12 protein-coding genes and 1 pseudogene are annotated in these 26,969 nt (G+C 62.6%); 10 read left to right on the top strand and 3 right to left on the bottom strand.

The window, feature by feature from the left end; all coding sequences use genetic code 11:
- The first annotated feature begins 9 nt into the window (after nucleotides 1–9).
- Together ACWF6P_RS26420 and hisF are read left to right on the top strand one after the other, a co-directional pair.
- Nucleotides 10–843, top strand: a complete 834-nt coding sequence (locus ACWF6P_RS26420; RefSeq protein ID WP_452623053.1) for an inositol monophosphatase family protein — start codon at nucleotides 10–12, stop codon at nucleotides 841–843.
- Nucleotides 840–1,613: an imidazole glycerol phosphate synthase subunit HisF gene (hisF, locus tag ACWF6P_RS26425; protein ID WP_095969965.1), complete on the top strand. Its 774-nt coding sequence runs from the start codon at nucleotides 840–842 to the stop codon at nucleotides 1,611–1,613. The genes ACWF6P_RS26420 and hisF overlap by 4 nt, the downstream gene beginning before the upstream one ends.
- Here the strand turns inward: hisF and ACWF6P_RS26430 are convergent.
- Nucleotides 1,610–2,227, bottom strand: a complete 618-nt coding sequence (locus ACWF6P_RS26430; protein ID WP_378449660.1) for a TetR/AcrR family transcriptional regulator — start codon at nucleotides 2,225–2,227, stop codon at nucleotides 1,610–1,612. The genes hisF and ACWF6P_RS26430 overlap by 4 nt on opposite strands.
- A gap of 103 nt (nucleotides 2,228–2,330) precedes the next feature.
- Between ACWF6P_RS26430 and ACWF6P_RS26435 the strand changes: the two genes are divergently transcribed.
- Nucleotides 2,331–3,812, top strand: coding sequence for a flavin-containing monooxygenase (locus tag ACWF6P_RS26435; protein ID WP_378538683.1), 1,482 nt, complete (start codon nucleotides 2,331–2,333; stop codon nucleotides 3,810–3,812).
- Between the two features lie 22 nt (nucleotides 3,813–3,834).
- On the opposite strand, the gene ACWF6P_RS26440 is transcribed toward ACWF6P_RS26435, so the two are convergent.
- Nucleotides 3,835–4,356, bottom strand: coding sequence for a universal stress protein (locus ACWF6P_RS26440; protein WP_378538680.1), 522 nt, complete (start codon nucleotides 4,354–4,356; stop codon nucleotides 3,835–3,837).
- A 100-nt stretch (nucleotides 4,357–4,456) separates the two neighbouring features.
- On the opposite strand from ACWF6P_RS26440, the gene hisI reads away from it, so the two are divergent.
- The 4 genes and pseudogenes from hisI (at nucleotide 4,457) to ACWF6P_RS26460 (ending at nucleotide 6,214) form a co-directional block, all read left to right on the top strand.
- Complete coding sequence (gene hisI / locus ACWF6P_RS26445; RefSeq protein WP_378538677.1) at nucleotides 4,457–4,801, top strand: phosphoribosyl-AMP cyclohydrolase; 345 nt, start codon at nucleotides 4,457–4,459, stop codon at nucleotides 4,799–4,801.
- A gap of 9 nt (nucleotides 4,802–4,810) precedes the next feature.
- A pseudogene (locus ACWF6P_RS26450) lies at nucleotides 4,811–5,102 on the top strand (DUF1905 domain-containing protein).
- A 25-nt stretch (nucleotides 5,103–5,127) separates the two neighbouring features.
- The gene (locus tag ACWF6P_RS26455) at nucleotides 5,128–5,754 is read left to right on the top strand and encodes an SRPBCC family protein (RefSeq protein WP_452623054.1); all 627 of its coding nucleotides are present in this window, start codon (nucleotides 5,128–5,130) and stop codon (nucleotides 5,752–5,754) included.
- A 73-nt stretch (nucleotides 5,755–5,827) separates the two neighbouring features.
- Nucleotides 5,828–6,214, top strand: coding sequence for a DUF2784 domain-containing protein (locus ACWF6P_RS26460; protein ID WP_378538669.1), 387 nt, complete (start codon nucleotides 5,828–5,830; stop codon nucleotides 6,212–6,214).
- 61 nt (nucleotides 6,215–6,275) lie between these two features.
- Here ACWF6P_RS26460 and ACWF6P_RS26465 read toward each other — a convergent pair whose 3' ends face one another.
- A complete protein-coding gene (locus ACWF6P_RS26465; protein WP_452623055.1) occupies nucleotides 6,276–6,701 on the bottom strand; it encodes a nitroreductase/quinone reductase family protein in 426 nt (141 codons plus the stop codon).
- Nucleotides 6,702–6,813: 112 nt separating this feature from the next.
- On the opposite strand from ACWF6P_RS26465, the gene ACWF6P_RS26470 reads away from it, so the two are divergent.
- The 3 genes from ACWF6P_RS26470 to ACWF6P_RS26480 form a co-directional block, all read left to right on the top strand.
- Nucleotides 6,814–7,236, top strand: a complete 423-nt coding sequence (locus ACWF6P_RS26470) for an ArsR/SmtB family transcription factor (protein WP_378538663.1) — start codon at nucleotides 6,814–6,816, stop codon at nucleotides 7,234–7,236.
- On the top strand, nucleotides 7,233–8,282 hold the full coding sequence (locus ACWF6P_RS26475; protein ID WP_452623056.1) for a cation diffusion facilitator family transporter: 1,050 nt from the start codon (nucleotides 7,233–7,235) through the stop codon (nucleotides 8,280–8,282). Before ACWF6P_RS26470 ends, ACWF6P_RS26475 begins: the two co-directional genes overlap by 4 nt.
- Nucleotides 8,283–8,492: 210 nt before the next feature.
- Nucleotides 8,493–26,969: non-ribosomal peptide synthase/polyketide synthase (locus ACWF6P_RS26480; RefSeq protein ID WP_452623057.1), on the top strand; the 18,477-nt coding region annotated here is incomplete at its 3' end.

Consider the following 26,969-nt stretch of genomic DNA (forward strand, 5'->3'; position numbering starts at 1 on the left):
ATTTTCCAGATGACTCCGACGCGTGACCTCGACGAACTTCTCGCGATTGCGGGTCGGCTTCTCGACGGCGTCCACGATCAGTTCGTCTCCGGTGTCGGTGCCCCGAGTGCGGTCCGCAAGGGTTGGGGCGATTTTGCCACCGAGGTCGATCTCGCGCTGGAGAAGCGGTTGAGTGCGGAGTTGTTCGAGCAGACCGGCATCGAGGTGCACGGCGAGGAATTCGGTGGCCCCGACGTCGGTTCGGGACTTGTCTGGGTTCTCGACCCCGTCGACGGCACTTTCAACTACTCGGCCGGATTACCTACTGCCGGAACGCTGTTGGCGCTGCTCGACGACGGTGTCCCGGTGCTCGGATTGACCTGGCTTCCGTTGATCGGTCACACGTACGCCACTCGCGCAGGCGGTCCGTTGTTGGTCAACGGAATCGCCGCACCGCCACTGGAGCCGACCGATCTGGCGTCGTCGATCGTCGGCTTGGGCGCACTCAACGTCAACAGCCGTGGCCGGATTCCCGGTAGCTTCCGACTCGACCTGCTCGCCGAGATCAGCAAGGTATCCTCGCGGATCCGGATACACGGCTCCACCGGAGTCGATCTGGCCTTCACCGCGGCCGGCATCCTGGGCGGTGCGATCGTCTACGGCCGCAACGCGTGGGACAACGCGGCCGGGGTCGCACTCGTTCGCGGTGCGGGCGGGGTGGTCACCGATCTGGCCGGCAATCCGTGGACCGTAGAATCGGAGTCGGTGCTCGCCGCCGCTCCGGGCATCCACGGTGAGATTCTCGATATCCTCAACGCGCTCGGTGATCCGCGCGCTTCGTCCTCAGGAGGACCACAGTCATGACCCTCGCAGTTCGTGTGATTCCGTGCCTCGACGTCGACGCCGGACGAGTGGTCAAGGGTGTCAATTTCGAGAATCTTCGCGACGCCGGAGATCCCGTGGAACTCGCGGCAGCGTACGACGCTCAGGGTGCCGACGAACTGACGTTCCTGGACGTGACCGCATCCACGTCGGATCGCGGCACGATGCTCGACGTCGTAAGTCGTACTGCCGAGCAGGTTTTCATTCCCCTCACCGTCGGCGGCGGAGTGCGCACGGTCGCGGACGTCGATCGTCTGCTGCGTGCCGGTGCCGACAAGGTCAGCGTCAATACCGCGGCGATCGCGCGCCCGGAACTGCTCAAGGAACTGAGTGAGCGTTTCGGCTCGCAGTGCATCGTCCTCTCGGTCGATGCCCGCACCGTTCCCCAGGGTCAGCCGGATACTCCGTCGGGCTGGGAGGTCACCACGCACGGAGGCAAACGCGGCACCGGGATCGACGCGGTGGAGTGGGCCGAGCGTGGCGCGGAGTTGGGAGTGGGGGAGATCCTGCTGAACTCGATGGATGCCGACGGCACCAAGGCCGGCTTCGACCTGCTGATGATCCGCGCTGTCCGTGCAGCGGTCCACGTACCGGTGATCGCCAGCGGCGGCGCCGGCCTGGTCGAGCACTTCGCCCCGGCTGTCGAAGCCGGCGCGGACGCAGTTCTCGCAGCAAGCGTCTTCCACTTCGGCGATCTGAGCATCCCGCAGGTCAAGGATGCGATGCGTGCCGAGGGAATCGTCGTTCGCTAGGCGTTCTCGGCGCGGATCCCGTCGAACATGAGGCGGCTGATGGCCTGGTTCAATGCCGTGCAGTCGACGGACGAATCGGCTCGCAATCCTTGAATCGCACTTGCCAGCATCATGCCGTTGACGGCCTGTGCAGTGTTGTCGACGTCGAGGTCGGCGCGTAGATAGCCGCATTCGACTCCGTGATGCAGGTACGCCGCTGTCAACGATGCCGACTGATCGAGTAGATCGAGCATCCGGCCGGTGAGATCGGCGTCGACTCCCGTCGTCTCGAAAAGCAGCACCCGCGGGATGCGTGGGTCGTCGAAGAAGATGCGGGGGAGCGCTTCGGCGATCCGTCCCACTTGAGCGCGGTACTCGTCCAGAGTGCTTGCTGCGTCAGGTGAATTCTCGGTGGCCAGTGCGCTGATGATCTTGGCGATCAGGTCGTCGATGACGTGGTCGATGATGTCGCGCTTGTTCTCGAAGTACCGGTAGAAGGTCCCGTGGCCGATTCCGAGAGTTGTTGCGATGTCGGCAATTCCGGTTGCGTGATAGCCGCGCTCGGCGAAGCACTCGAACGATGCGTCGATGATCTCGCGGCGTAATTCCGCCTTCTTTCGTTCCGCTCTGGTCATGGCCTTCGTCACGTCAGGAATGATACCGTTCTCCATAACGGAATGGCATGTCATTTTCTGATGTGCAGTTCATGAGTGCGTAGTTCATGAGAGGGATTCTCCGATGGCAGTGCAGTACGACGCAGTAGTGGTGGGGGCGGGCTTCGGCGGAATGGGTGCGGCCATTCAACTCAAGCGGCTGGGCCTGAACAAGCTGGCGATCCTCGAGCGCGAGGACGATTTGGGTGGAACGTGGCACGTCAACCGCTATCCCGGGTTGGCTGTCGACATCGCGTCGGTCACGTACTCGTATTCGTTCGAGCCCAATCCGAACTGGTCCAGGCTCTTTGCGCCGGGCGCCGAACTCAAGAAGTACGCCGATCACGTCGCAGACAAATACGACCTGCGCAAGCACATGACGTTCGGTGCCGTGGTCGACGGAGCCCGCTGGGACGAGGATTCCTCGCACTGGGTCGTATCCGTCGAGGGGGCGCCGGACATCACTACCAAGTACCTCCTGACTGCGACGGGTTTCCTGTCGCAACCGCATCGGCCGGACATCTCCGGTATCGACGACTTCGCCGGCAAGATCATTCACACCACTGCCTGGGACGATTCCTACGATCTGTCCGGCACCAAGACCGCAATCATCGGAACCGGTGCTACTGCTGTGCAGTTGATCCCCGAGGTGGCGCGTCAGGCCGCAGAGTTGACCGTCTACCAGCGCACGCCGATCTGGGTGGTTCCCAAGATCGACGTCCCCATCCCGAATGCAGTGCAGAAGCTGTTCTCGCGCATTCCGCTCACACAGCGAATCGCCCGCGCCGTCAGTTCGTCGATTCTCGAAATGATCATGGTCAGCGCAGTCCTGCATTACAAGCAGGTCAAACTGTTGAACAAGGGAGCGTCGGCCGCATCACGCGCGTTCCTGCGGTCCCAGGTCCGAGATGCGACCCTGCGCAAGCAACTCACACCGGACTACGACTTCGGGTGCAAGCGGCCCACGTTCTCCAACAGCTACTTCCGTACGTTCACCAAAGACAACGTGCATCTCGAAACGACGTCGATCGACCACATTGCTGCCGACGGAATCGTCACGGCCGACGGCCGCAAGACCGAGATCGACACCTTGCTGCTGGCAACAGGCTTCAACCTCTGGGACGTGAACTTTCCGGCCATCGAGGTTATCGGGCGCGAGGGCAGAAACCTCGGTAAGTGGTGGCGTGACAACCGTTTCCAGGCTTACGAAGGCGTCGCGGTTCCTTACTTCCCCAATTTCCTCACGCTCGCCAGTCCCTACTCGTACAGCGGTTTGTCCTACTTCACGACGATCGAATCCCAGATGCAGCACATGGATCGACTGTTCGGCGAGGTGAAACGGCGCGGCGCGGAAACATTCGAGGTCACCGAAACTGCCAACGCCGAGTTCCTCGACCGGATGACAGAGAACTTGGCGGACTCCGTCTTCTACGGCGGCAGTTGCCAGACCGCGCGAAGCTATTACTTCAATCAGCACGGTGAGGCTGCGATCCTGCGGCCCACATCGACACGCAACGCTTTCAGCGAAGCGAAACGCTTTCCGCTCGACGACTATTCGATCGTCTAGGCGGCCATGTGCCGGTGTTCGGCTATCTGGCTGATCTGACGCCGGCGGGAACCGATATCACGGGATAGCGGTTCTGCCGGTTCAGCCGGGAAGAGACCGAACTGTGAATCAGTTGGCTCACCGCGGAGGCAGCGCCTTTTCGCGGTGAGCCGATCACGATGGTGAAGGCGTCGTACTTGTCCGCGGTCGCGAGGATGACACCGGCTGGATCTCCGTAGGTGCAGTCGTACGTCCAGGCGTCGGTGTGTGAGGCGAGTGTCGAGGTTGTCTGCTCGCGTTGCGCCACCATCTCGTCGTGCAGGCGTGTTTCGAATTGTGGTGAGTCGGTTTCGACAGGCAGGTCCTCGGACGTGATGCAGTGAACGACGTGGAGGGCTGAATCCTCCTTGGCGGCAAGCGTCAGTGCGTAGCTGAGTACATTCTTGCTGGTAGTACCTGGGCCGATGCCGAGAACGATGTGGCGGGTTCGGACGCGATCGGTATTCGGGTTCGCGAGATGGCAGGTGTACTCCGGGTGCGGACCGTCATGATGCTGATGGTTCATGTCGGATCTTCTTCCACGGTGACGGCGAAGGAACTTCCATTCTAGGGCGGCCGTGCAGGGGAATTCCACGGAAGTCACAGGTGGAAGGTATAAACGTCATATGAGCCTTGATCCCGCAATCGCGGCGAAGCTGAAGCGAAACGACGCCGGACTGTTCAGCGCGGTTGCGCAGGAGAAGTCGACCGGTGATGTGCTGATGGTCGCGTGGATGGACGACGAAGCGCTCGCGCGAACACTGGAAACCCGTAAGGGGACGTACTATTCGCGCTCGCGGCAGCAGTACTGGGTCAAGGGAGAGACCTCCGGGCACACCCAGTACGTACACGAGGTGCGCCTTGATTGTGACGGCGATTCCGTCTTGCTGATCGTCGATCAGGAGGGCGCCGCATGCCACACCGGCACTCACACGTGTTTTGACACCGACGTCCTGCTCGCCGGTCAGTAGTGACGCGACATGGCCACTGACAAGACTCCACAACCGCTCGACTACTCGTTCACCTCACCCATCGAGAAAGACGGGGCGTTCGCGACGTTCTTGACCGTGCCCGGCTCGGCGGAACTTCTGGGAACCAGACGCGCTGTCAAAGTGGTGGGGACCCTCGATGGAGCATCCCTTCGAGGCGACGCTGATGCCCTCCGGCGACGGACCTCACTGGCTTCCGCTGCGCGTGGCACTCTGCAAGGCGATCGGCAAGAGCGCCGCTGGAGAAGAAGTATCAGTACATCTACAGCAGCGACTGAGCTGAAGTTTCGCTCGAACCGAGGAGCCTCATGGTCGACAAAGCAGTTGATTCGTTGCAGTTGGTGGCGCGAGAACTGAGCCCGTTCGGCGGTGACGAAGGTAAAACACGCACGCTCCGCATGTCGCGGACGCTCGCGGCACCCATCGGCACCGTCTGGGCGGCGGTCACCGAGTTCGACCGCATCCCGCTGTGGTTCATGCCGGTGTCGGGGGAGGCTCGGATCGGCGGGCGCTACCAACTCGACGGCAACGCCGGCGGCGAAATTCTGGTGTGTGATGCTCCGCGAACCCTCCGCATCACCTGGGAATACGGCGGTGACGTGAGCTATGTGACGGTGAACCTCACCGAAAAAGACGGCAGTGCAACACTGTTCGACTTCGAACACGCCGCGGACGTCGAGCCGGATCGGTGGGCCGAGTACGGTCCTGGCGCCCTCGGCGTCGGCTGGGACATGGGATTGCTCGGGTTGGCTCGACACGTGGAACTCGGGATTGCGACGCCGCTCGAGACACCCGAATGGTCGGCGAGTGACGAGGCCAAGGCATTCATCGCGGGAAGCAGCGAATCATGGGCCGCTGCCGCAATCGCATCGGGCGACGACCCGGATGCCGCCCGCGCCGCCGCTGCCCGCACGACGGCTGCATACACGGGGTAGATCGCCGCTACGGGGACTAACATCGGAATAGTCTGGTTGTTGCGGGACTTCCGCGCCACGAGCGGAGACGACGATGGTGTATCGGCTCATCGAAGTAGTGACGGTGTTCGTTCACTTCGGGTTTGTTCTCTATGTGGTGCTGGGTGGATTCGTGGCGTGGAAGTGGCGTCGTACCATTGCATTCCATCTTGTTGCGGTTGTCTGGGGAGCCGGCTCGATAGCGGTCGGATATGACTGCCCGCTGACCAATCTCGAGAATTGGGCCCGCCGGATGGCCGGAATCGCGGAATTGCCGTCCACCGGATTCATCTCGCACTACATCACCGGTGTGTTCTATCCAGTGAGTATCGAAGGCCTTGTGCAAGCGTTCGCGGCGACGGTGGTTGTCGGATCCTGGGTGGGATACGTGCTGCTCGGACGGCATGCGAAGGCTGAGGTAAAAGCGTCGTCAGTGTCGTGATTCCGTTCGAACGACCCCTGCCGTTTCGTGATGGAAACGGCAGGGTGGCGCATCGCAGGATTTACACGCGAGTCAGTGCCACAACCGGGATGGTGCGGATTCCGGCTGTCTTCTCCGCGTATTCGGCAAATCCGGGATATCGGCCGGCCTGTTCGTCGTAGATTCGGTCGCGCTTCTCGCCGGTTACTTCGCTGACGGAGACCCGATACGTTTCGGTACCGACCTCGACCTCGGCCTGGTCAGCGGCAACAAGGTTGTAGTACCAGTCGGGGTTGGTCGGGGCGCCGGCCTTCGACGCGAAGACGTAAACGGTGTTCGGATCCTGCTCGTCTGCCAGATACATCATCGGGCTCACGAACTCGCGTCCCGACTTGCGTCCCGTGTGATGGACCAACACCATGGGCGCACCTTCGAAAGGTCCGCCAACTTTGCCTTCGTTCGCGCGGAATTCCGCAATGATGCCGGCGTTCCAGTCGTCAGGACTCATCTCTGTTGTCTCCCTGTCTGCGAGTCGAGAAGTGCTTTGCCGCCAAGCTTTGCACAACTGGAGAATCCAGGAGAGGTCATCTTCGACGCCTCTGATGATCTACTATCTACGTATGAACGCAGATAGTGGTGTTTGTCGCCGAAAACTTCCCGATGATCAAGTCGACCTCGTGGTGGAGGTGTTCCGCATGCTGGCCGACGCAACCCGTGTGCAGGTGTTGTGGGCATTGGTCGACCGAGAGTGCTCGGTGAACGAACTGGCAGAACGCGTCGGCAAGCCGGCGCCTTCGGTGTCGCAGCATCTGGCAAAGCTGCGCATGGCGAGGTTGGTCCGAACGCGCCGCGACGGTACGACGGTGTTCTATCGTCTCGAGAACGACCATGTGCGCCAACTGGTTACGGATGCGGTGTTCAATGCCGAGCATGCCGGACCTGGGTTGCCGGGCCATCACCGTAGTGAGGGTGAGCTTCGGGAGATTCACCCGGAGCGCTCCGCGAAGGCCGAGCGGACCGATCGAGAAGAAGGTGCGTCATGACGCACGAGCCCAGAACATCCCACGGCCACGGCCACGGCCACGGCCACGGTCATGGACACGGATACGGGCCGAAGGGATTTCGATCGGCAGTCAGAGAAGTGTTCTCTCCGCACAGTCATGACGCCGCGGACAGCGTCGACGATGCACTGGAATCGAGTGAGATCGGCATCCGGGCGGTCAAGATCAGTCTTGTCGCTCTCGGTGTCACCGCGGTGGCTCAGGTTGCAATCGTGGCGATTTCGGGTTCGGTGGCCCTGCTGGCGGACACCATTCACAACTTCTCCGATGCGCTCACGGCAGTTCCACTCTGGATTGCGTTTGCACTCGGTCGGCGAGCTGCGACCAGGCGCTATACCTACGGTTTCGGGCGTGCAGAGGACCTGGCCGGATTGTTCGTGCTTGCGATGATCGCGCTGTCGGCGGTGATTGCCGGTGTGGAGGCGGTACGGCGATTGTTCAATCCGGTAGAGATCGAGCATCTCGGTTGGGTAGCGGCGGCAGGGTTGATCGGTTTCATCGGCAATGAACTCGTGGCGTTGTATCGGATCCGAGTCGGAAGGCAGATCGGCTCAGCTGCATTGGTCGCTGATGGACTGCATGCTCGGACAGATGGATTCACCTCGCTCGCAGTCCTTCTGGGAGCTGGGGGAGTCGCTCTGGGGTTCCCGTTGGCAGATCCGATCATCGGTCTTGTCATCACAGTGGCGATCGTGGCCGTGCTGCGGACCGCTGCACGAGACGTCTTCCGGCGGCTGATGGACGGTGTCGAACCGGAGTTGTTGGACGATGCGGAACGTGCGCTACAGCGCGAGCCCGGGGTTCTCGGCGTACGTGATTTGAAGATGCGGTGGATCGGGCACCGATTGCATGCCGATGCAGAGCTCGACATCGATCCCCGGGCAACCCTTGCCGAAGCCCATGCGATCGCGCATAGCGCCGAGCATTCGCTGACTCACGCGGTGCCCAAGCTCGCTACTGCCCTTGTTCACGCCTATCCGGGGCATGATTCGCCGAATCTCGAGGCGGCGCGCGGATTGCAGGCCTGAACAGCAAAAACAGACCTCGCGGAATCCTTTGCGGAATTTCTTGGGAACCTCGCGCTGCCATTTGACGGACTGAGTAGGTTATGCAACCCTATCTTTGATCAATCGGCGGACTGTGTCGAGTGGCAGCCGGTTCGGTCATTTCGCGCCGCAAGCCCACAGCAATCGACGCAGGCCGTCGGTACTTTTTTCGGCAGATGAGAGAACGACGCTGTGCATGCTGATCGACGTTTCGAGCCCTTTCCGCTGACCAGCGCGCAACGCGGAATCTGGTTTGCCCAGCTACTGAGCAGTGATGTGCCGATCACGATCGCGCAGTACGTCGTCGTCGACGGGTCCCTCGACGCGACGGTGCTCGAAAGAGCTTGTGTGACAGCAGCGCACGAGTTCGGCTCCGGAATGCTGAAATTGCTCGAGGTGGACGGCGAACCTTTTCAGCAGATCGATCCCGAGCTCAGCCAGAGTGTCGAGGTCGTCGATCTGCGCGGTGAGCTCGAGCCGGAAACTGCTGCACACGAGTGGATGCGGAACGAGTACACCCGCCCCTTTGATCTTCTGACCGACCGATTGGTGAAGTCTGCCGTCCTGCGCGTGGGCGTAAACCGCCACTTCTGGTACTGCCGAATCCACCACCTGGTCCTCGACGGCTACGGTGCCATGAACTTCATGACGCGCATCGCCGAGTTGTACTCAGCCGATGTCGCCGGCCTCGAGGTCCGAGAATCCTCGGCGCATGATCTGGGTGCCGTGTACGCGACCGAGGCCGAGTATCAGCGCTCGCCGCGATTCGTCAGGGATCGAGATTACTGGGCAGCCAAGACGGCAGAGCTTCCCGAAGTGGGGAGCCTGGCCGGCAGGCGAATGGACGCCACGGCGGGTGCGGTCGTGGTCGGCCGACTACTTGACGGCGCGAGTGCGGTGGTGAGCGCGGACGGATTCTCTTCCGCGGAAGCGGTGGCTGCCTTCGCGCTCTACTTCGCCCGGGTGACCGGCACCGAAGACGTCGTCCTGAGTTTGCCGGTGACCGCGCGAACGAACAAGGTTCTTCGTGGTTCGGGTGGAATGATATCCAATGTCGTTCCGCTGCGAGTCTCGGTGACTGCGACGACCACGGTTGCCGAACTGAGCGCGGCAGTCCAGCTGGAATTGACCGGTGCGCTCAGGCATCAGCGATATCGCACCGAAGACATGAGACGTGATCGAGGCGTCGGCGCCGAGCGTGGATTCTTCGGTCCCGCGATCAACATCATGAACTTTCACCCCGAAGTGGTTCTTGGGTCGGTGACCGGTCGATTCCACGTGCTGTCGACGGGTCCGGTGGAAGACCTGTCGGTCAACATCTATCCGAGTGCTTCGGGCGAGGCACCGCGAATCGATTTCGAAGCCAATCCCCATCTGTACGACGCGGATGACCTGGGCGTGCATGTTCGCCGATACGTCGACCTGCTGACTCGGTACAACCAAGCGCTGCCAGGCACTCGCGTTCTCGATCTCGAGATCCTGAGCGAAGCAGAGCGGATGTCGCTCGTCCCGGCACGCGGATCGGCAGCGTTGAAGCCGATGACACTGCCCTCGATTCTCGCCCGCGGTGTCACGGCGTCGCCGGAGGGGATCGCACTGCGCTGCGGTACTGAGCAACTCACCTACCGCGAACTCGATCGACGTTCCAACGTCCTCGCTCGAACGCTGATCCGACGCGGAGTCGGCCCCGGTGCCGGCGTGGCGGTCGCGCTGCCCCGTTCGATCGATGCCGTCATAGCGTGGTGGTCCGTTGCCAAGACCGGCGCCGCGTGTGTTCCGGTTGATCCGACGTACCCGATCGAACGAATCGTTCACATGGTGAGCGACAGTAATGCTGTTGTGGGACTCACTGATTCGACTGTCCGTCAGGCGCTGCCCGGTGATCTGGACTGGATCTCGATCGACGGTTTCAGCTATGTCGGTGACGAGTCCGTTGTCGACGATGCCGCCCGCACGGCGCCTCTGCGAAGTGATCACACCGCGTATCTGATCTACACGTCCGGTTCCACCGGTACGCCGAAAGGTGTTGCCGTCACGCACAATGCGTTGGTCGATTTCACTGCCTGGGGTCGTCCCGAACTCGGGGTCGGCGTGCATTCTCGCGTTCTGCGATTCTCCTCGGCGAGTTTCGACGCGTCCGTCTTCGAGATGGTCCAGGCGTTCAGTGCCGGGGCGACGATGGTCATCGCTCCGGCCGATGTCTACGGCGGCGACGAACTGACCGAACTGCTGCGCAGCGAGCGCGTCACCCACATCATCAGTGCACCGGCAATTTTGAGCACCGTGGACGCCACAGGTCTGCCGGATCTCGAAGCGGTGGTTGTCGGTGGCGACGTGTGCCCGCCGGATCTGGTTCGGCGCTTCGGCCCGATCTGCCGGTTCTACAACAGCTACGGCCCTACCGAGTCGACCGTCGTCATCACCACGACGCCTCCGCTGTCGTCTGATGATGCAATCACGATCGGTTCACCCATTCAGGGCGCACACCTGATGGTTCTGGACCGCTGGTTGCGACCCGTGCCCGTCGGGGTGGCCGGTGAACTGTATCTCGGTGGCCCCGGATTGGCTCAGGGATACCACGCACGTTCGGCGCTGACCGCTGCGAGTTTTGTCGCCGATCCCCTCGGTGGTGGAACCCGGTTGTACCGTACCGGTGACGTAGTGCGCTGGAGCAACGAGCTCACCCTCGAGTATGTCGGCCGCTCTGATTTTCAGGTGCAGGTCAACGGACTTCGGATCGAACTCGGTGAGATCGACGCAGTACTTGCACAACATGAATCCGTCGATTTCGTCGTGACGCTGGCCCGCGGCACCGTGTACTCGTACGTGAAGATCAAGCCGGGTTACAGCCTCGACGAAGAGGCTCTGACCGCACACGCCTCTCGATTCCTGCCCGCTCACATGGTTCCGTCCCAGCTGGTACCGCTTGCCGAAGTACCACTGACCCCGGCTGGAAAGGTCGATCGCCGAGCACTACCGGAGCCTGACCTTCGTTCGGCGGCTCAGCATTACCGGGCGCCGAGCGGCCCGGTTGAGCGCATCATCGCCGATGCCGCTGCGTCTGTCCTCGGCGTCGAGCGAGTCGGTGTCGACGATTCGTTCTTCGCGCTGGGCGGAGACAGCATCGTCGCGATCTCACTCGTCTCACGCGCAAAAGCTGCCGGAGTCGTCTTCACGCCGCGCGATGTGTTCGAACGCAAGACGGTGGCTCGATTGGCCGAAATTGCGCTCCCGGCAGATGAATCCGTTGTACTCGAGGAACTGCCGGGTGGGGGAGTGGGGTTTGTCCCCCTTACCCCGATCGCAACCAAGATGTTGAGCATGGCGGGCAGCATCGATGCCTTCTATCAGGCAGTGTCGGTCAGTATTCCTGCCGGACTTGATCTCTCGCGCCTCGCCGCGACTCTTCAAGTGGTTGTCGATCGACATGACGCTCTTCGCGCGCGCTTGCTGCCCGACAACTCCGGATTCGACATCGCACCCATTTGTGTCGTCGACACGTGGGTTCGGCGAACGGTCACCGAAGCGCAACCCGGTACCTCGGAGTTCGAGGAAGCTCTCACCCAGGCGGCCTCAGACGCTGCCTCGCGGCTCGATCCGTACCGCGGCGTCACTGCGCAGATCGTCTGGCTCGATTCGGCGCACGATTCGGGCCGATTGGTCATCGTCATCCACCACCTTGTCGTCGACGGTGTCTCCTGGCGGATTCTGCTTCCCGACTTCGCCGCTGTGTGGCTACAGATCATTCACGGTGCCACTCCGGAATTGATGCCGGTCGGGACTTCGCTGCGCCGCTGGTCGCACGGACTCACCGACGTGGCACCGTCGGCGGAGCTCGAATATTGGCGCGAGATCGTCGCCACCGATGTGTCACCCATCGGTTCACGAACTCCCGATTCGGACCGGGACCGGGGATCGTCCCTCCGTCGCGTGCGGGTCGACATCGACCATGACACGACGGATCACCTGTTGCGCTCGGTACCGTCGCACTATCGGGCCGGTGTCAACGACGGATTACTCAGCGCACTGGCCCTGGCATTTCGCACCTGGAGCGGATCGCAGCGAGTGCTCGTTTCGCTCGAAAGTCACGGACGAGACGAAGACGTGCTGCCCGGCTCGGACCTGTCCCGGACCGTCGGCTGGTTCACGGCCGCGTACCCGGTCCGCATGGATCTCACCGGACTCGGAGCGGACGCAGTTGCGGTCGTGAAATCCGTCAAGGAACAGTTGCGAGCCACACCGGGATCCGGGATCGGTTACGGGCTGCTCCGACGCGCAGGGTTGCTGACCGGTCCGGAGCCGCAGATCGGTTTCAACTATCTGGGCAAGATGTCCACCGCCGAGTTCAGTGACGAACTGAGGGCAGCCGGCTGGATTCCCGATGCCGGAATCGATCTCAACAACGGCAGTGGAAGCGATCTCGCGGTCAGCCACGCCATCGATATCAATGCCGTCGTCATGGACGGACCACAAGGCGAGTTCCTTTCGGCGACATTTGCTTTCCCTGAAGGCATCTTCGAACCCGGTGCAGTCGAGGAGCTTGCGCGGGCGTGGCGCGTCGAACTGGAGAAGATTGTCGCCTCCGTCGGAGATCATGCCGGTCTCACACCGTCCGACGTTCCCCTGGTCTCGGCTTCGCAGGACGAAATAGAACTGTGGGAGAAGCAGTTCGGCTACCTGGAGGACATCTGGTCGCTGTCGCCGCTGCAAGCGGGATTCCAGTTTCACGCCAGCCTCACCGCCGATACCGTCGATGTCTACACCGGGCAGATCGTTCTTTCCCTGGGCGGGATCGTCGACAGCGAACGACTTCACCGGTCGCTCGCGAGATTGTTCGAGCGCCACGCCGCACTTCGGACAGCCTTCGTGTACGACTCGAACGGCGTTGCAGCACAGCTCGTTCTCGATTCCGTGACGACTCCATGGCGGGAGGTGCTCGGCAGTGATCCGCACGCCGTCGCGGAACTCGAGCGCACAACGCCGTTCGATCTGAGCGCGCCCCCGCTGCTTCGAGCAGTTCTGGTTCGCGAGAGTGTGGACTCCGCGCACCTGATCGTCACCAATCACCACATTCTCTTCGACGGTTGGTCCATGCCGTTGTTGGTGCGCGACCTGCTTTCGCTCTACGCCGCCGACACATCGCTGTCGGTTCCCGCGCGCTCGTACCGCAGCTATCTGGAATGGCTTGCCGAACAGGACAACGGCGAGGCAGTGGAAAGGTGGGTCGGCGCGCTGTCGGGGGCAGACGAACCGACGGTGATTGCACCACAGCGCGCAGAGTCCTCCGTGCACGCAGTTCCCGTGGACGTCGACGTTCCGCTGGAAGCCTCGTCGACCGAGGCGATCGTCGCGTTGGCAAGGCGCACCGGGGTCACGGTCAACACCGTCGTCCAGACTGCATGGGGCCTGCTGCTGAGCGGAATGCTCGGGCGCGACGACGTCGTGTTCGGCGCCACCGTGTCCGGTCGACCCGCGTCGCTGACCGGGGTCGAAGACATTCTCGGGTTGTTCATCAACACTGTTCCGGTTCGAGTTCGAGTGAACCCGGATGATTCGGTATCCGAACTGCTCGAACAAGTTCAGTCCGAGCAGGTTCGGGTGCTCGACAGCCATCACGTCGGCCTTGCCGAGGTGCAGTCGGCGGTGGGTGCCGGCGCCATGTTCGACACGTTGACGGTGTTCGAGTCGTATCCCGTGGACCGTTCGGCGCTCGAATCCGCGACGGATATCGCAGGGATGCGTGTCACGGGCATCGAGGTCGCAGACGCGACTCACTACCCGCTCGCGCTGGTCACCGTCCTCGAACCGAGCCTTCGTCTCACCATCGAGTACGCACCCGATGCGATGGACTACGACTCCACTAAGCGTCTGGGCCGACGCCTCGCGTTGATTCTCGCTGCGATGACCGACGAGAGTATCCGCATCCGCGACATCGACTATCTCGACGATGCCGAGCGTCGGCTCGTACTCGACGAGTGGAACGACACGTCCCACACCCTGGCTGACGCTACGCTGCTCGATCTACTCTTCACTGACGCGGGCGTCGTCGAGATGTCTGATGGTGCAATGACGTTCGGAGACACGACAGTCAGCCACCGCGAATTCCGTTCGCAGGTCAACGCCCTCGCTCGTCACCTCGTCGACTGTGGGGTCGGACCCGAGTCTCTGGTCGCGATCGCCCTGCAACGGAGTGCACACTACGTGGTCGCGGTCCACGCCGTCATCGCAGCCGGCGGAGCCTATCTTCCGATCGATCCGAAGCATCCCGGCGAGCGGATCCGGCACGTGCTCGACATCGGAGCACCGTCGGTAGTCCTTTCGACGCGAGAGGATGCGGCTTCTCTGCCTGCGGGGATCGAGCCGGTGCTCCTCGACGAGATCGATCTCTCGCGGTACTCCACCGGGCAGATCCAAGACGTCGAGCGCCTCGGCAGCGTATCCCCGGATCACATCGCCTACGTGATCTTCACGTCCGGGTCCACCGGGAAGCCCAAGGGCGTTGCAGTATCGCACCGTGCGATAGTCAATCGTCTGCTGTGGATGCAAGATCAATACCCGCTCGCGCCGCGCGATGTCGTGCTGCACAAGACACCGGCCACCTTCGACGTCTCGGTGTGGGAGTTGTTCTGGCCGTTCGTCACCGGTTCGAGACTGGTCGTGGCCGAACCCGACGGACACCGCGATGCTCGGTACCTGTCCGAGCTGATCGCTCGCGAAGGTGTCACCACCTTGCACTTCGTCCCGTCGATGCTCGACGTCTTCCTCGTCGACGGAGACCTCGAGCAGCTTCACTCCGTTCGTCAGGTGTTCGCCAGCGGCGAGGCACTTTCGCGTGCGACGGTCGTTCGTTTCCACGAGCGAATCGGTGCACGTCTGCACAATCTTTACGGTCCCACCGAAGCTGCCGTGGACGTGACGTTCCACGAGACGGATTCCGCCGCGGCAGGCCCGGTGCCGATCGGCGCTCCGGTCTGGAACACGCGGATCTACGTGCTGGATCGCCTTCTGGCGCCCAGCCCGATCGGCGTTCCGGGAGAGCTGTATCTCGCGGGAGTGCAGCTCGCTCGTGGTTATGTCGACCGTCCTGATCTGACAGCAGATCGCTTTGTGGCCAACCCTTTCGGTTCCGGGCGCTTGTACCGGACCGGCGACCTGGTCAAGTGGAATCCCATCGGCGAGATCGAGTATCTGGGCCGTACCGACTTTCAGGTGAAGCTTCGCGGACAGCGCTTGGAGCTCGGCGAAATCGACGCAGTCCTGTTGGAACTCTCGGGAGTTCTCTCCGCCGTCACCGTCGTACGTGAGGAACGCCTCGTCGCCTACGTCACGGCTGATTCGGCAACCGACACAGCGCTTCTCGCCGGTCATTCGCAGGCGAAGCTGCCCGCCTACATGGTTCCTTCCGTCTTCGTGTTCCTGGATTCGATGCCACTCGGCCCCAACGGAAAACTCGACAGGCGAGCACTGCCGGAACCGGATGTGGCGGTGGGCGACTACGTTGCTCCGTCCACCGAATCCGAAAAGACGATTGCCGCAATCTTTTCCGAGCTGTTCGGAGTGGACAACATCGGCGTCACCGCCGATTACTTTGCGCTCGGTGGCAACTCGCTCACGGCTACGCGGGTCGTGGCGAGAATCAATTCGACGCTGGGATCCTCGCTGGGTGTTCGAGAACTGTTCGATGCTCCGACGGTCGGTGCGCTGGCTGAATTGGTCGCAGGCGGCGGCCGACCCGGATTGCCCGGTCTCGGCCCGCGCCCGCGACCCGAACGGATTCCGCTCTCCCCGGCTCAGCAGAGAATGTGGTTCCTCAACCGATTCGATCCGGATTCCGGTGCTTACAACATCGCGGCAGCGCTCTCGTTGTCCGGCGACGTGAACATCGATGTTCTGTGCCAGGCGATCAGTGACGTCGTCGACCGGCACGAGGTGCTGCGTACTCTCTACCCGGATTCTTCGAGCGGGCCGTACCAGCACATTCTCGATCATGTGCCGGTGGTGCTCGAACCGGTTGATGTCAGCGACCCTGTTGCGACGATTGGGGAATTGGTCGGCGCCGGGTTCGACGTCACCGCTGAAGTCCCCCTGCGGGTCGCGCTCCTGCGGACTGCTGCGTCGGAGCACATTCTTGTTCTTGTTGTCCACCACATCGGTGGCGACGGATGGTCGATGCAGCCACTGGCCGCGGACGTGATGGCGGCGTACTCATCAAGGCTCGCGGGCATTGCACCACAATGGTCGCCGTTGAGCGTCCACTACGCGGACTACACGCTCTGGAAGATCGATTCTCTCGGCGCCGAGGACGATCCGGATTCGGAGGCGTCGCGCCAGATCGACTACTGGCGCGGTGCATTGGCGAACATGTCGACCCGCCTCGATTTCCCGACGGATCGGCCGCACCCCACGGTCGCGTCCTATCGAGGTGCGACGGTGTCGTCGGTCGTTTCCGCGCAGACGTACAGCTCTGTCGAATCTCTGGCTCGTCGCACGCGGTCAACACCGTTCATGGTGTTGCACACTGCCTTGTCGGTGTTGCTGTCTCGGATGGCGGGGGAGACCGACATCGCGATCGGCACCCCGGTCAGCGGACGTGGGGATCAGGCCATCGACAACCTCGTCGGCATGTTCGTGGGGACCGTGGTTCTTCGGACACAGGTGGATCCGGCTGCATCTTTCCGTGTTTTGCTCGAGACGACCCGCAACGCAGACCTCTCGGCATTTGCCCACGCCGACATTCCCTTCGAGCGTCTGGTGGAGGTACTCGACCCACCTCGCTCGACGGCGCACCACCCCTTCTTCCAGGTGGTACTCGCGACCGGCGATCTTCCGACTCCATCCGTGCAGCTTCCGGGCCTTGTCGTCTCGCAGGTTGAGCTGGACACCCCGATCTCGAAATTCGACCTTCAACTGGATGTTTCGTCGCCAGGCCCGGACGGATCGGCGACCGCGACGTGGACCTATGCCCTCGACATCTTCGAAGAGCGGACTGTGCGCGAGCTCGCGGCTCGGTTTGCCGCCATTCTCGACACGGTTGTTGTCGAACCTGAATCAGTGGTCGGCGACCTCGATCTGCGGACGATGCCAGAGATCGAACGTCAGGGAGCTGCCTCTACGGTCGCGCTGACGGAACTGACGCTGCCCGAGATTCTTGCCGCCGGGGTTACCAAGTCGAACGGCGGTTCGGCCATGCTGTACGGCGACTTCGAACTCTCGTACGACGACGTCGACCGGCGAACCAATCGGTGGGCGCGGGCACTCCTTGCGCAAGGAATCGGACCCGAATCTGTAGTGGCGATCGCCATTCCGCGATCAGCGACGTCCGTGATCGCGACCTGGGCCGTCGCCAAGACCGGAGCGGCTTTTGTACCCGTCGACCCGAGCTATCCGGCCGAGCGGATCGATCACATGCTCACCGATTCGGGCGCGGCCCTGACGCTGACGGAAGAAGCGGCTGAGTCGTTGGATCGCGCCGACGTCAGCGACGCTGGAATTCTCGATTCCGATCGCACGTCACCGATTCGGATGGATCACACTGCGTACGTCATCTACACGTCGGGATCGACCGGCACCCCCAAGGGCGTCGCCGTCTCGCATGCGGGGCTGGCGGCGTTGGTCGACGAACAGATTCAGCGATACGAACTCGACAACCACAGTCGCACGATGCATTTCGCTTCGCCCAGCTTCGACGCTTCGGTCCTCGAATTGGCCATGGCTGTCGGTGCTGGTGCCGCAATGCTTGTTGTCCCCACCGGCATCTACGGTGGCAGTGAGCTTGCAGATCTCATGCGGGCGTCGAAGATCACCCACGCGTTTGTGACCCCGGCAGCTCTGGCCACGGTCGAACCGTCAGATGTTCCCGATCTCGGTGTCGTGATCGTCGGCGGCGAAGCCTGCGACGCCGCGTTGGTCGCGCTGTGGGCGCCGACGCGAAAGATGTTCAACGCGTACGGTCCCACCGAGTCCACCGTCATGGCAACCCTCGCTGGGCCCATGTCGGCGACTGATCGGATCACCATCGGTACTCCCGTTCTCGGTACCGTCGCACATGTTCTCGACTCTCGCCTTCGTCCCGTTCCGGACGGTGTGACAGGTGAGCTGTATCTGAGCGGGCGTGGACTTGCCCGCGGTTACCACCACCGCGGCGACCTGACGGCTGCTCGGTTCGTTGCCGATCCCGCACGTTCGGGGCTGCGGATGTATCGCACCGGCGACCTCGTGCGACGACGTGGAACGGAACTCGAGTATCTCGGCCGCAGCGATTCACAGGTCAAGATTCGTGGATTCCGCATCGAACTCGGAGAGATCGACGCGGTGCTCGCCGCCCACGCGGGAGTGCGAACTGCGGTGACGACTGCAGACGACACCGTCGGGCTGAACTCGTACGTGGTCGGTGAGCATCTGGATCCGGAGGAGGTACGCACCTTCGTCTCCGGCCGACTTCCTGCACACATGGTTCCCGCCGCAGTGATCGTTCTCGAGGAAATCCCGCTGACGCCGGCCGGCAAAGTCGACTACCGCGCACTGCCGGCGCCGACGGCGCGCCGGAATGCGTTCGTCGCACCGATCACGAAGACGGAGAAGGTGATCAGCCGGATCTTCGGTGACGTTCTGGCCGTCGACCAGGTGAGCGTGGTGGACGACTTCTTCGACATCGGTGGAAACTCTCTCAGTGCTACCCGAGTGATGGGACGGATCGGCACCGAACTTTCAGTTTCCCTCCCGGTTCGGGTCCTCTTCGACGCCAGGACGGTCGCGACCCTTGCCGCGGCAGTCGACGGTGCGCAGAGTGGTACCCGGCCCGCTCTGACGGCCGGGCCTCGGCCAGAGCGTATCCCGCTCTCGCCGGCGCAATCGCGTATGTGGATTCTCAATCGATACGATCCAGAGTCACCTGCGTACAACATCCCGCTCGTCCTTCGTCTGCGAGGGCAGCTCGATTCCTCGGCTCTACGAGAAGCATTGTCGGACATCGTTCTTCGTCACGAGTCCCTGCGAACCATCTTTCCCGAAGATGCCGCTGGGCCGTACCAGTCCATTCTCGGAGCCGTAGACGTACCCTTCCATCACACGGTGGTTTCTCCCGAACAGGTTGACGAGCGGATTGTCGACGCTGTGCGTGAGGGCTTCGACGTCACCCGAGCAATTCCGTTGCGGGTAAACCTGTTCGAACTCTCGGCGGACGAGCACATCCTGGTCGCCGTGGTTCACCACATCGCCGCGGACGGTGCCTCAGTGGCGCCGCTCGCCCGGGATCTTGTTCTCGCCTACTCGGCACGGCGTTCGGGAACCGAGCCGTCACTGGCCCCGTTGGTTGTTCAGTATCCCGACTACAGCCTCTGGCAGCACCAGGTCCTCGGTTCGGAAAGTGACCGGACCAGTGTTGCTTCCGCGCAGGCCGAGTACTGGCGTGACCAGTTGGCCGGAGCGCCGGAACTTCTCGAACTGCCCACCGACTTCCCGCGCCCAGCGCTTGCGTCGCTGCGCGGAGCGAGCACCGAATTGGCGTTGACGCCCGAGATGGTCAGTGCGCTCCAGCAGGTGGGCCGCACACACGGCGCCACAACCTTCATGGTGCTCCATGCCGCCCTCGCGGTACTTCTGTCCAACCTCGGTGCGACCGATGACGTGGTGATCGGGACACCGATTTCCGGACGCGGCGAACCGGCGCTCGACGACGTGGTCGGAATGTTCGTCGGCACGGTGGCCCTGCGTAGCCGTCTCACGCCGGCGTCGTCGTTCCTGGATCTGTTGGCGCAGGTGCGAGCCACCGACCTCGCTGCATTCGAAAATGCGGACCTACCTTTCGAGCGGCTGATCGACATACTGCAGCCCGCTCGATCCCAGGCCCACGCGCCGATCTTTCAGGTGGCGCTTTCTCAGGAGCAGGAGGGAACCGCTGCGTTCGCACTGCCCGGTCTCGAGATCGAAGCTGTGGACACCGCAGTCGTTCCGGCAAAGTTCGACATCCAGATCACGATGGTCGAGCACGCTGATTCGATGAATCTCACCTGGACGTATGCCACAGATCTCTTCACCGGCGCGTCCGTGGACGGATTTGCACACCGGTTCCGACGGATTCTCGCGCAGATTGCCGCGGCCCCCGAAACGGCAATCGCGGATATCGACCTACTGGACGAGGACGAATACACCAGACTGACTTCCGTATTCGGTCCGGCAGCCACGCCGATCCTCACTCTCGCGGATCTGTTGACCACACACTCGGAATCCGCAGATGTGGCAATCGTCTCCGAGTCGTGCGGTGAGATGACCTACAGCGAACTGGATTCGCGGTCCTCCCAGCTGGCGCGGATCCTCATCGAGCGCGGCGCCGGCCCCGAAACAGCCGTTGCTGTCTCTCTTGCGCGGTCGGCCGAATCCATACTCGCGCTGTGGGCCGTTGCCAAGAGCGGCGCAACCTACGTTCCAGTGGATCCGACGTACCCCGACGAGCGCATCGCTCACATGCTTCGAGACTCCGCCGCGCTGGTCGTCGTCACCGACTCGGAGACAGCACCAACACTTCCGAGCGGTATCGACACGATCGAGATCGACGACCTCGACCTTGATCGCTACTCCGCGGCGCAGGTCACCGATGCCGATCGGATCCGCACGCTACACACGGATCATGTTGCCTACCTGATCTACACGTCAGGCTCGACCGGTCTGCCGAAGGGTGTCGCTGTCACCCACCGCGGACTGTCTGTGTTCTCCGCTCGGACCCGCACCGATCTGGCGGCATCTCGACACTCACGGGTGCTGCGACTCTCGTCGTCGAGCTTCGACGCCTCCATGTTCGAGATGATCCTCGCGTTCACCGCCGGTGCGACGATGGTGATCACACCGCCATCGGTCATCGCCGGCGACGAACTCACCGACGTCATCCGCCGTCACCGCGTCACCCACGTGGTGACAGCGCCGGCGGCTATGACCACCGTCGAGGCAGGCACGCTCTCCGACCTCGAAACCGTCGTGCTCGGTGGCGACGTCTTCCCACCACAGCTGCTGGGTCGCTTTCACAGCAAGACACGACTCTTCAACAGCTACGGGCCGACCGAGAGCACCATCGTCATCACCAAGACCGGGGCGCTTCTCGGTACCACGGCTCCGGTGGGTGACGGTGTACAACACCGTGACGGTTCACTCTCGCCCGTCACGATTGGTACTCCGCTCGAAGGTGCCCACGTTCTGGTCCTCGATTCCGCCCTCGGACCCGTACCCGTCGGGGTCAGGGGCGAGCTGTATCTGTCGGGTCCCGGCTTGGCACGCGGGTACCACCGACGCGAGGGGCTAACCGCAGAACGCTTCGTTGCGAACCCGTTCGGTGCACCGGGCGCGCGGATGTACCGGACCGGCGACGTGGTCACCTGGACCGACCAGGGCGAACTGGCGTACATCGGACGATCCGACGCCCAGGTTCAGCTTCGCGGACTCCGCATCGAACTGGGGGAGATCGAATCAGCGCTCGCCTCCGTCCGTGGAGTGAGTGCCGCCGCTGCCGCCGTTCATCGTCACGACTCTCTCGGCGATCAACTCGTCGGATACGTGATCGTCGCGGACGCGGTGTCGGCAGAGTCCATCCTCGACGCCGTCGCAGCGATCCTGCCCCGTGCCGCGGTGCCCACCGCTGTCATCCTGCTGGAATCGCTACCCCTGACTCCGGCCGGGAAACTCGATCGCGCAGCACTTCCCGCTCCGGAGTTCGTCGCCTCGGCGACATTCCGGGCGCCGACCACAATCTCAGAGATTCGTGTCGCCAGCGCTTTTGCCGACGTTCTCGGAACCGACGCCGTCGGAGCAGAAGACAGTTTCTTCGAGCTGGGTGGAAATTCGCTCAGTGCCACTCGGGCGATCGCCCGAGTCAACACCTCGTTCGGGATCAAACTCGGTGTTCGTTCGCTGTTCGAGGCCCCGACTGTCGCAGAACTCGCTCTGCTGGCGGAGTCGGCAGAACGCGATGATCAGCCTCGATTGGAAGCGCGACCGCGACCCGAACGTATTCCGCTCTCGCCGGCGCAGACTCGGATGTGGTTCCTCAATCGATTCGACACCGCGGCAGCCACGGACAACCTACCGCTCGCGCTTCGCCTGAGCGGAACCCTGGACGCGCCGGCATTGGCGCTCGCGCTTTTCGACGTCGTCGAACGCCATGAGTCCCTGCGTACCTACTATCCCGATACCGCGGACGGACCCCGTCAGGAGATCCTGTCAACGTCTTCGGTGGATCTCGATCTGGTACCGCACGACGTCACCGAAGCTGAAGCGTTGGAACGGCTTTTCGCTCTTGCCGGCACCGGATTCGACGTGACGACCGCCGTACCACTGCGGACGGCTCTGTATCGAATCTCGGAGACCGAGCATGTTCTCGCCGTCGTGATGCATCACATCGCATCCGACGGATCGTCACTCGGACCCCTGGCCACCGACGTCATGGGTGCCTACGTCTCGCGTTCTCGGGGTGACGCGCCGCAGTGGGCGCCGCTGCCCGTGCAGTACGCGGATTACGCTCTCTGGCAACACGATCTGCTCGGGACCGAATCCGAACCCTCGGGTGATGCTCAGGCGCAAATTCAGTTCTGGACGTCCACGCTCGCCGGAATTCCGGACCTGCTGAATCTGCCGACGGACCGGCAGCGTCCGCCCCGTCAGAGCTATCGCGGTAAGGAGATTCACTTCACGATCGGCTCGGACACCGCCGATCGACTGCGTGATCTTGCCGTCGGATCAGGCTCGAGCCTGTTCATGGTCGTCCACGCCGCATTCGCCGTACTTCTCGCAAGGCTGGGAGACAGCGCCGACATCACCATCGGTTCGCCCATCGCGGGACGAGGACACGAGTCGCTCGACGCACTCGTGGGGATGTTCGTGAACACCTTGGCGCTTCGAACCCAGGTGAACACGGCTGCGCCGTTCACGGAACTGCTCAGCCACACCCGCGATCAGGATCTCGCCGCCTTCGCACACGCGGACCTGCCGTTCGAGCGGCTCGTCGAGATCATCGATCCGGTCAGATCGACAGCCCGCCATCCGTTGTTCCAGGTGGCACTGTCTTTCCAGAACCTCACGCCGACAATGTTTGCGCTACCCGGACTGCAGATCGCGGCAGTTGGCGCCCCAGTCGAGACGGCGAAGTTCGACCTCCACCTGACCGTCACCCCTGGGGACTCGGGTTCGATGTCGGCGTCGTTCACCTATGCAACAGATCTGTTCGACCAATCCACGGTGGCGACATTCGCCAACCGGCTGCTGCGCGTTCTCGATTCGATCGGGCGTGACCCGGACGTTCCGGTGGGTGACATCGCTCTGCTCGGCGACGAAGAGGTCGCGGCCACAGTCGACACGTGGAACAACACCGACGCCGTCGTTCCGGAGACGACCCTCGCGGATCTGTTCGACGCCGAGGTACGCAGAACACCGAGCGCCGAAGCGCTCGTTCTCGGTGACCGTCGCCTGACCTATGCCGAGTTCGATGCCGAATGCAACCGCCTGGCGCGGTATCTGATCGGAATCGGTGTCGGTCCGGAAGTGACTGTCGCGCTGAATCTTCGGCGCTCCGTCGAACTGGTCGTTGCCATGTACGCGGTGGTGAAGGCAGGCGGGGCCTACGTTCCGCTCGACCCGGATCAGCCGGCAGAACGCACGGCTCACATCCTCGAATCCGCAGCGCCCGCAGTTGTTCTGAACACTTCTCACGATTCGCTCGGCGAGCAGTACCCCGGCGTGAACATCGACACTCTCGGGCTGGACGGTGTCGACGGATCGCCGATTCGGGACTCGGAACGCCTCGCGGGCCTGAGCCCGGACAACATCGCGTATGCGATTTACACCTCCGGATCCACCGGAAAGCCCAAGGGCGTAGCGATCTCCCATCGAGCGATCACCAATCAACTCTTGTGGAAGCAGGATCAGTTCCCTCTCGATGCCGATGACCGTGTGCTCGTCAAAACCGCAGCCACCTTCGATCTGTCCGTCTGGGAGTACTGGTGGGCGTTGCAAACCGGTGCCTGCCTGATTCTCGCCGAGCCAGGAGCACAGCAGGACGGTGACTACCTCACGTTGCTGATGGAGCGCGAGCAGGTGACGACGCTGCACGCCGTTCCCTCGATGTTGTCGCTGCTCAGCGCATCCGAGCGTCGGCTGCCGAGTTCTCTCACCCGGATTCTGTGCATCGGTGAGACCCTGCCGGTACAGACCGCCAAGCATGTGCGAGATCAGAGTTCGGCGCAGGTCTACAACCTGTACGGCCCCACGGAGGCTGCGGTCAGTGTCACGGCACACCGAACGAGCGATGTCGACGTGGCAACCGTTCCGATTGGAACTCCGGCGTGGAACACGAGACTGCATGTACTCGACGACCGCCTTCACCCGGTTCCGGTCGGTGTTGCAGGTGAGCTCTATCTCGCGGGAGTTCAGCTGGCCCGTGGGTACATCGGGGATCCGGGGCAGAACGCGACCCGTTTCGTCGCCGATCCGAACGGATCGGGTGAGCGCCTCTATCGAACCGGCGATCTGGTTCGGTGGAATGCCTCGGGCAGTCTCGAATACCTCGAGCGTGCAGACTTCCAGGTCAAGGTCCGAGGCTTCCGCATCGAACTCGGTGAGATCGAAACAGCGCTTCGTGCCGACCCCTCGATTCAGGATGCGGTAGTCACAGTCACGACATCTGACACCGGCGAACAACACCTGATCGGTTACGTCACTGCGGCCGCGGGCTCGGCCGTCGAGAAGTCGACCATCCTGACCGGACTGCGCGCCGCCCTGCCCGGCTACATGGTGCCGACAGTCCTGATGACACTCGACGCCCTGCCGCTGGGGAGTACGGGCAAGGTAGATCGACATGCGCTCCCGGTGCCTGTTTTCGAGGCACGTCGTTTCCGCGCACCGACCACACCGGCCGAATTGTCGGTAGCTGCCGCTTTTGCCGAGGTCCTCGGTGACGGAAAGACCGACGAAGTGGGTGTCGACGACGACTTCTTCGAACGCGGCGGCAATTCGCTCAGTGCAACTCGGTTGCTCGGGCGGATCAACGCCGTCGCAGGCACCGACTTGCCGGTGCGTGTGGTCTTCGAGTCGCCCACCGTCGCAGAGTTGGCAGCCGTGGTGGAAACCGCCGAGCTTTCGCGCCGACCCGCGCTGCGCTCACAGCCGAGGCCGACAAGGATTCCGCTCTCTCCGGCGCAGACTCGTATGTGGTTCCTCAACCGCTTCGATCCCGATTCGTCGGCGTACAACATCCCGGTGGTTCTTCGATTCGCCGGTCGGTTGGATGTCGAGGCGTTGCGCGCAAGTATCGCCGACGTGGTCGCTCGTCACGAGGTCTTGAGAACCGTGTACCCGGAGCATGACGGGACGGGATATCAGGAGGTTGTCGAGGCACCTGACGCTTTCGACATTCTCGACATCATTGCGGTGGAGAAGGATTCGCTCCACGACGTGCTGGCCGGTGTACTCGGTGTGTCGTTCGACCTCACGTCCGAGATTCCGGTTCGAGCGTCGCTGGTGCAGTTGGCGGAGTTCGAGTTCGTTCTGGCGATGACGGTGCATCACATTGCGGGTGACGGTTTCTCGATGGGGCCGTTGACGCGTGATGTGATGGTGGCGTACGAGGCGCGGTCCAGGGGTGCGGTGCCGTCGTGGGCGCCGCTGGAGGTGCAGTATGCGGATTACGCGTTGTGGCAGCTCGAGACGATGGGTTCGGAAGAATCGTCGACCTCGCTGATCTCGCGACAGCTCGCGTTCTGGTCGGACACACTCGACGGATTGCCGTCCGTCCTCGAACTCCCGTTGGATCGCCCCCGACCCGCGGTGGCTTCCGGCCGTGGAGCGGTTCTGAGCGCTCGTCTCGAACCTGCACTGCAACAGGCGATTTCCGAACTGGCCCGGCGGCACCGCGCTACGCCGTTCATGGTGCTGCGTGCGGCTCTGGCTGTTGTACTGTCGCGGTTCACCGGCGATCTCGACTTTGCCGTCGGGACGCCGACGGCCGGCCGCGGAGAACGCGTGCTCGACGATCTGGTCGGCATGTTCGTGGGGACCGTCGTGTTGCGCACCACTGTCGACCCAGGTGAGCAGTTCACCGACTTGCTCTCCCGAGTCCGCGACGCCGATCTGCAGGCTTTTGCCCACAGTGACGTTCCGTTCGAGCGCTTGGTGGAGGCACTCGATCCGCTTCGTTCGCAGTCGTATTCACCGCTCTTCCAGGTCGGCCTCGCACTACAGAACCATCTCGATTCACAGTTGACTCTCAACGGGCTGCACATCGAGAGCATCGAACCTGCGGTGGTGAGCACTCAGTTCGACCTCGATTTTGTTGCGGCCGAACAGTTCGACAACGACGGTCGACCTTCCGGGCTCGTCGTTGCGCTGACGTACGCCACGGATCTGTTCGAGGAATCCACTGCCTCACGTCTCATGTTCGCGTTCGAGTCGGTCTTGACTACCGCTGTCGCAGAACCGGATCGGCGAGTGGAACTGTTTGCCGTGGAGTCTGTGGTTGGGCGTGGGTTGGTGTTGGGGGGTGTGAATGAGACGGATCGTTGTGTTGATGATGTGACGTTGGCGGGTTTGGTGGCGGCTTCGGTTGAGGTGTCGTCGGGTCGTGTTGCTGTGGTGTTCGGTGATGTGGTGTTGACGTATGCCGAGTTCGGTGTGCGGGTGAATCGGTTGGCGCGG

Source organism: Rhodococcus sp. NPDC055024, assembly GCF_053608585.1.

Bases quoted from the DNA above. Each gene is read 5' to 3' on its own strand.
- ACWF6P_RS26470 (WP_378538663.1), top strand. From the start codon at position 6,814: ATGAACGCAGATAGTGGTGTTTGTCGCCGAAAACTTCCCGATGATCAA.
- hisF (WP_095969965.1), top strand. From the start codon at position 840: ATGACCCTCGCAGTTCGTGTGATTCCGTGCCTCGACGTCGACGCCGGA.
- ACWF6P_RS26430 (WP_378449660.1), bottom strand. From the start codon at position 2,227: ATGACCAGAGCGGAACGAAAGAAGGCGGAATTACGCCGCGAGATCATC.
- ACWF6P_RS26435 (WP_378538683.1), top strand. From the start codon at position 2,331: ATGGCAGTGCAGTACGACGCAGTAGTGGTGGGGGCGGGCTTCGGCGGA.
- ACWF6P_RS26455 (WP_452623054.1), top strand. From the start codon at position 5,128: ATGGTCGACAAAGCAGTTGATTCGTTGCAGTTGGTGGCGCGAGAACTG.
- hisI (WP_378538677.1), top strand. From the start codon at position 4,457: ATGAGCCTTGATCCCGCAATCGCGGCGAAGCTGAAGCGAAACGACGCC.
- ACWF6P_RS26465 (WP_452623055.1), bottom strand. From the start codon at position 6,701: ATGAGTCCTGACGACTGGAACGCCGGCATCATTGCGGAATTCCGCGCG.
- ACWF6P_RS26420 (WP_452623053.1), top strand. From the start codon at position 10: ATGACTCCGACGCGTGACCTCGACGAACTTCTCGCGATTGCGGGTCGG.
- ACWF6P_RS26475 (WP_452623056.1), top strand. From the start codon at position 7,233: ATGACGCACGAGCCCAGAACATCCCACGGCCACGGCCACGGCCACGGC.
- ACWF6P_RS26460 (WP_378538669.1), top strand. From the start codon at position 5,828: ATGGTGTATCGGCTCATCGAAGTAGTGACGGTGTTCGTTCACTTCGGG.
- ACWF6P_RS26440 (WP_378538680.1), bottom strand. From the start codon at position 4,356: ATGAACCATCAGCATCATGACGGTCCGCACCCGGAGTACACCTGCCAT.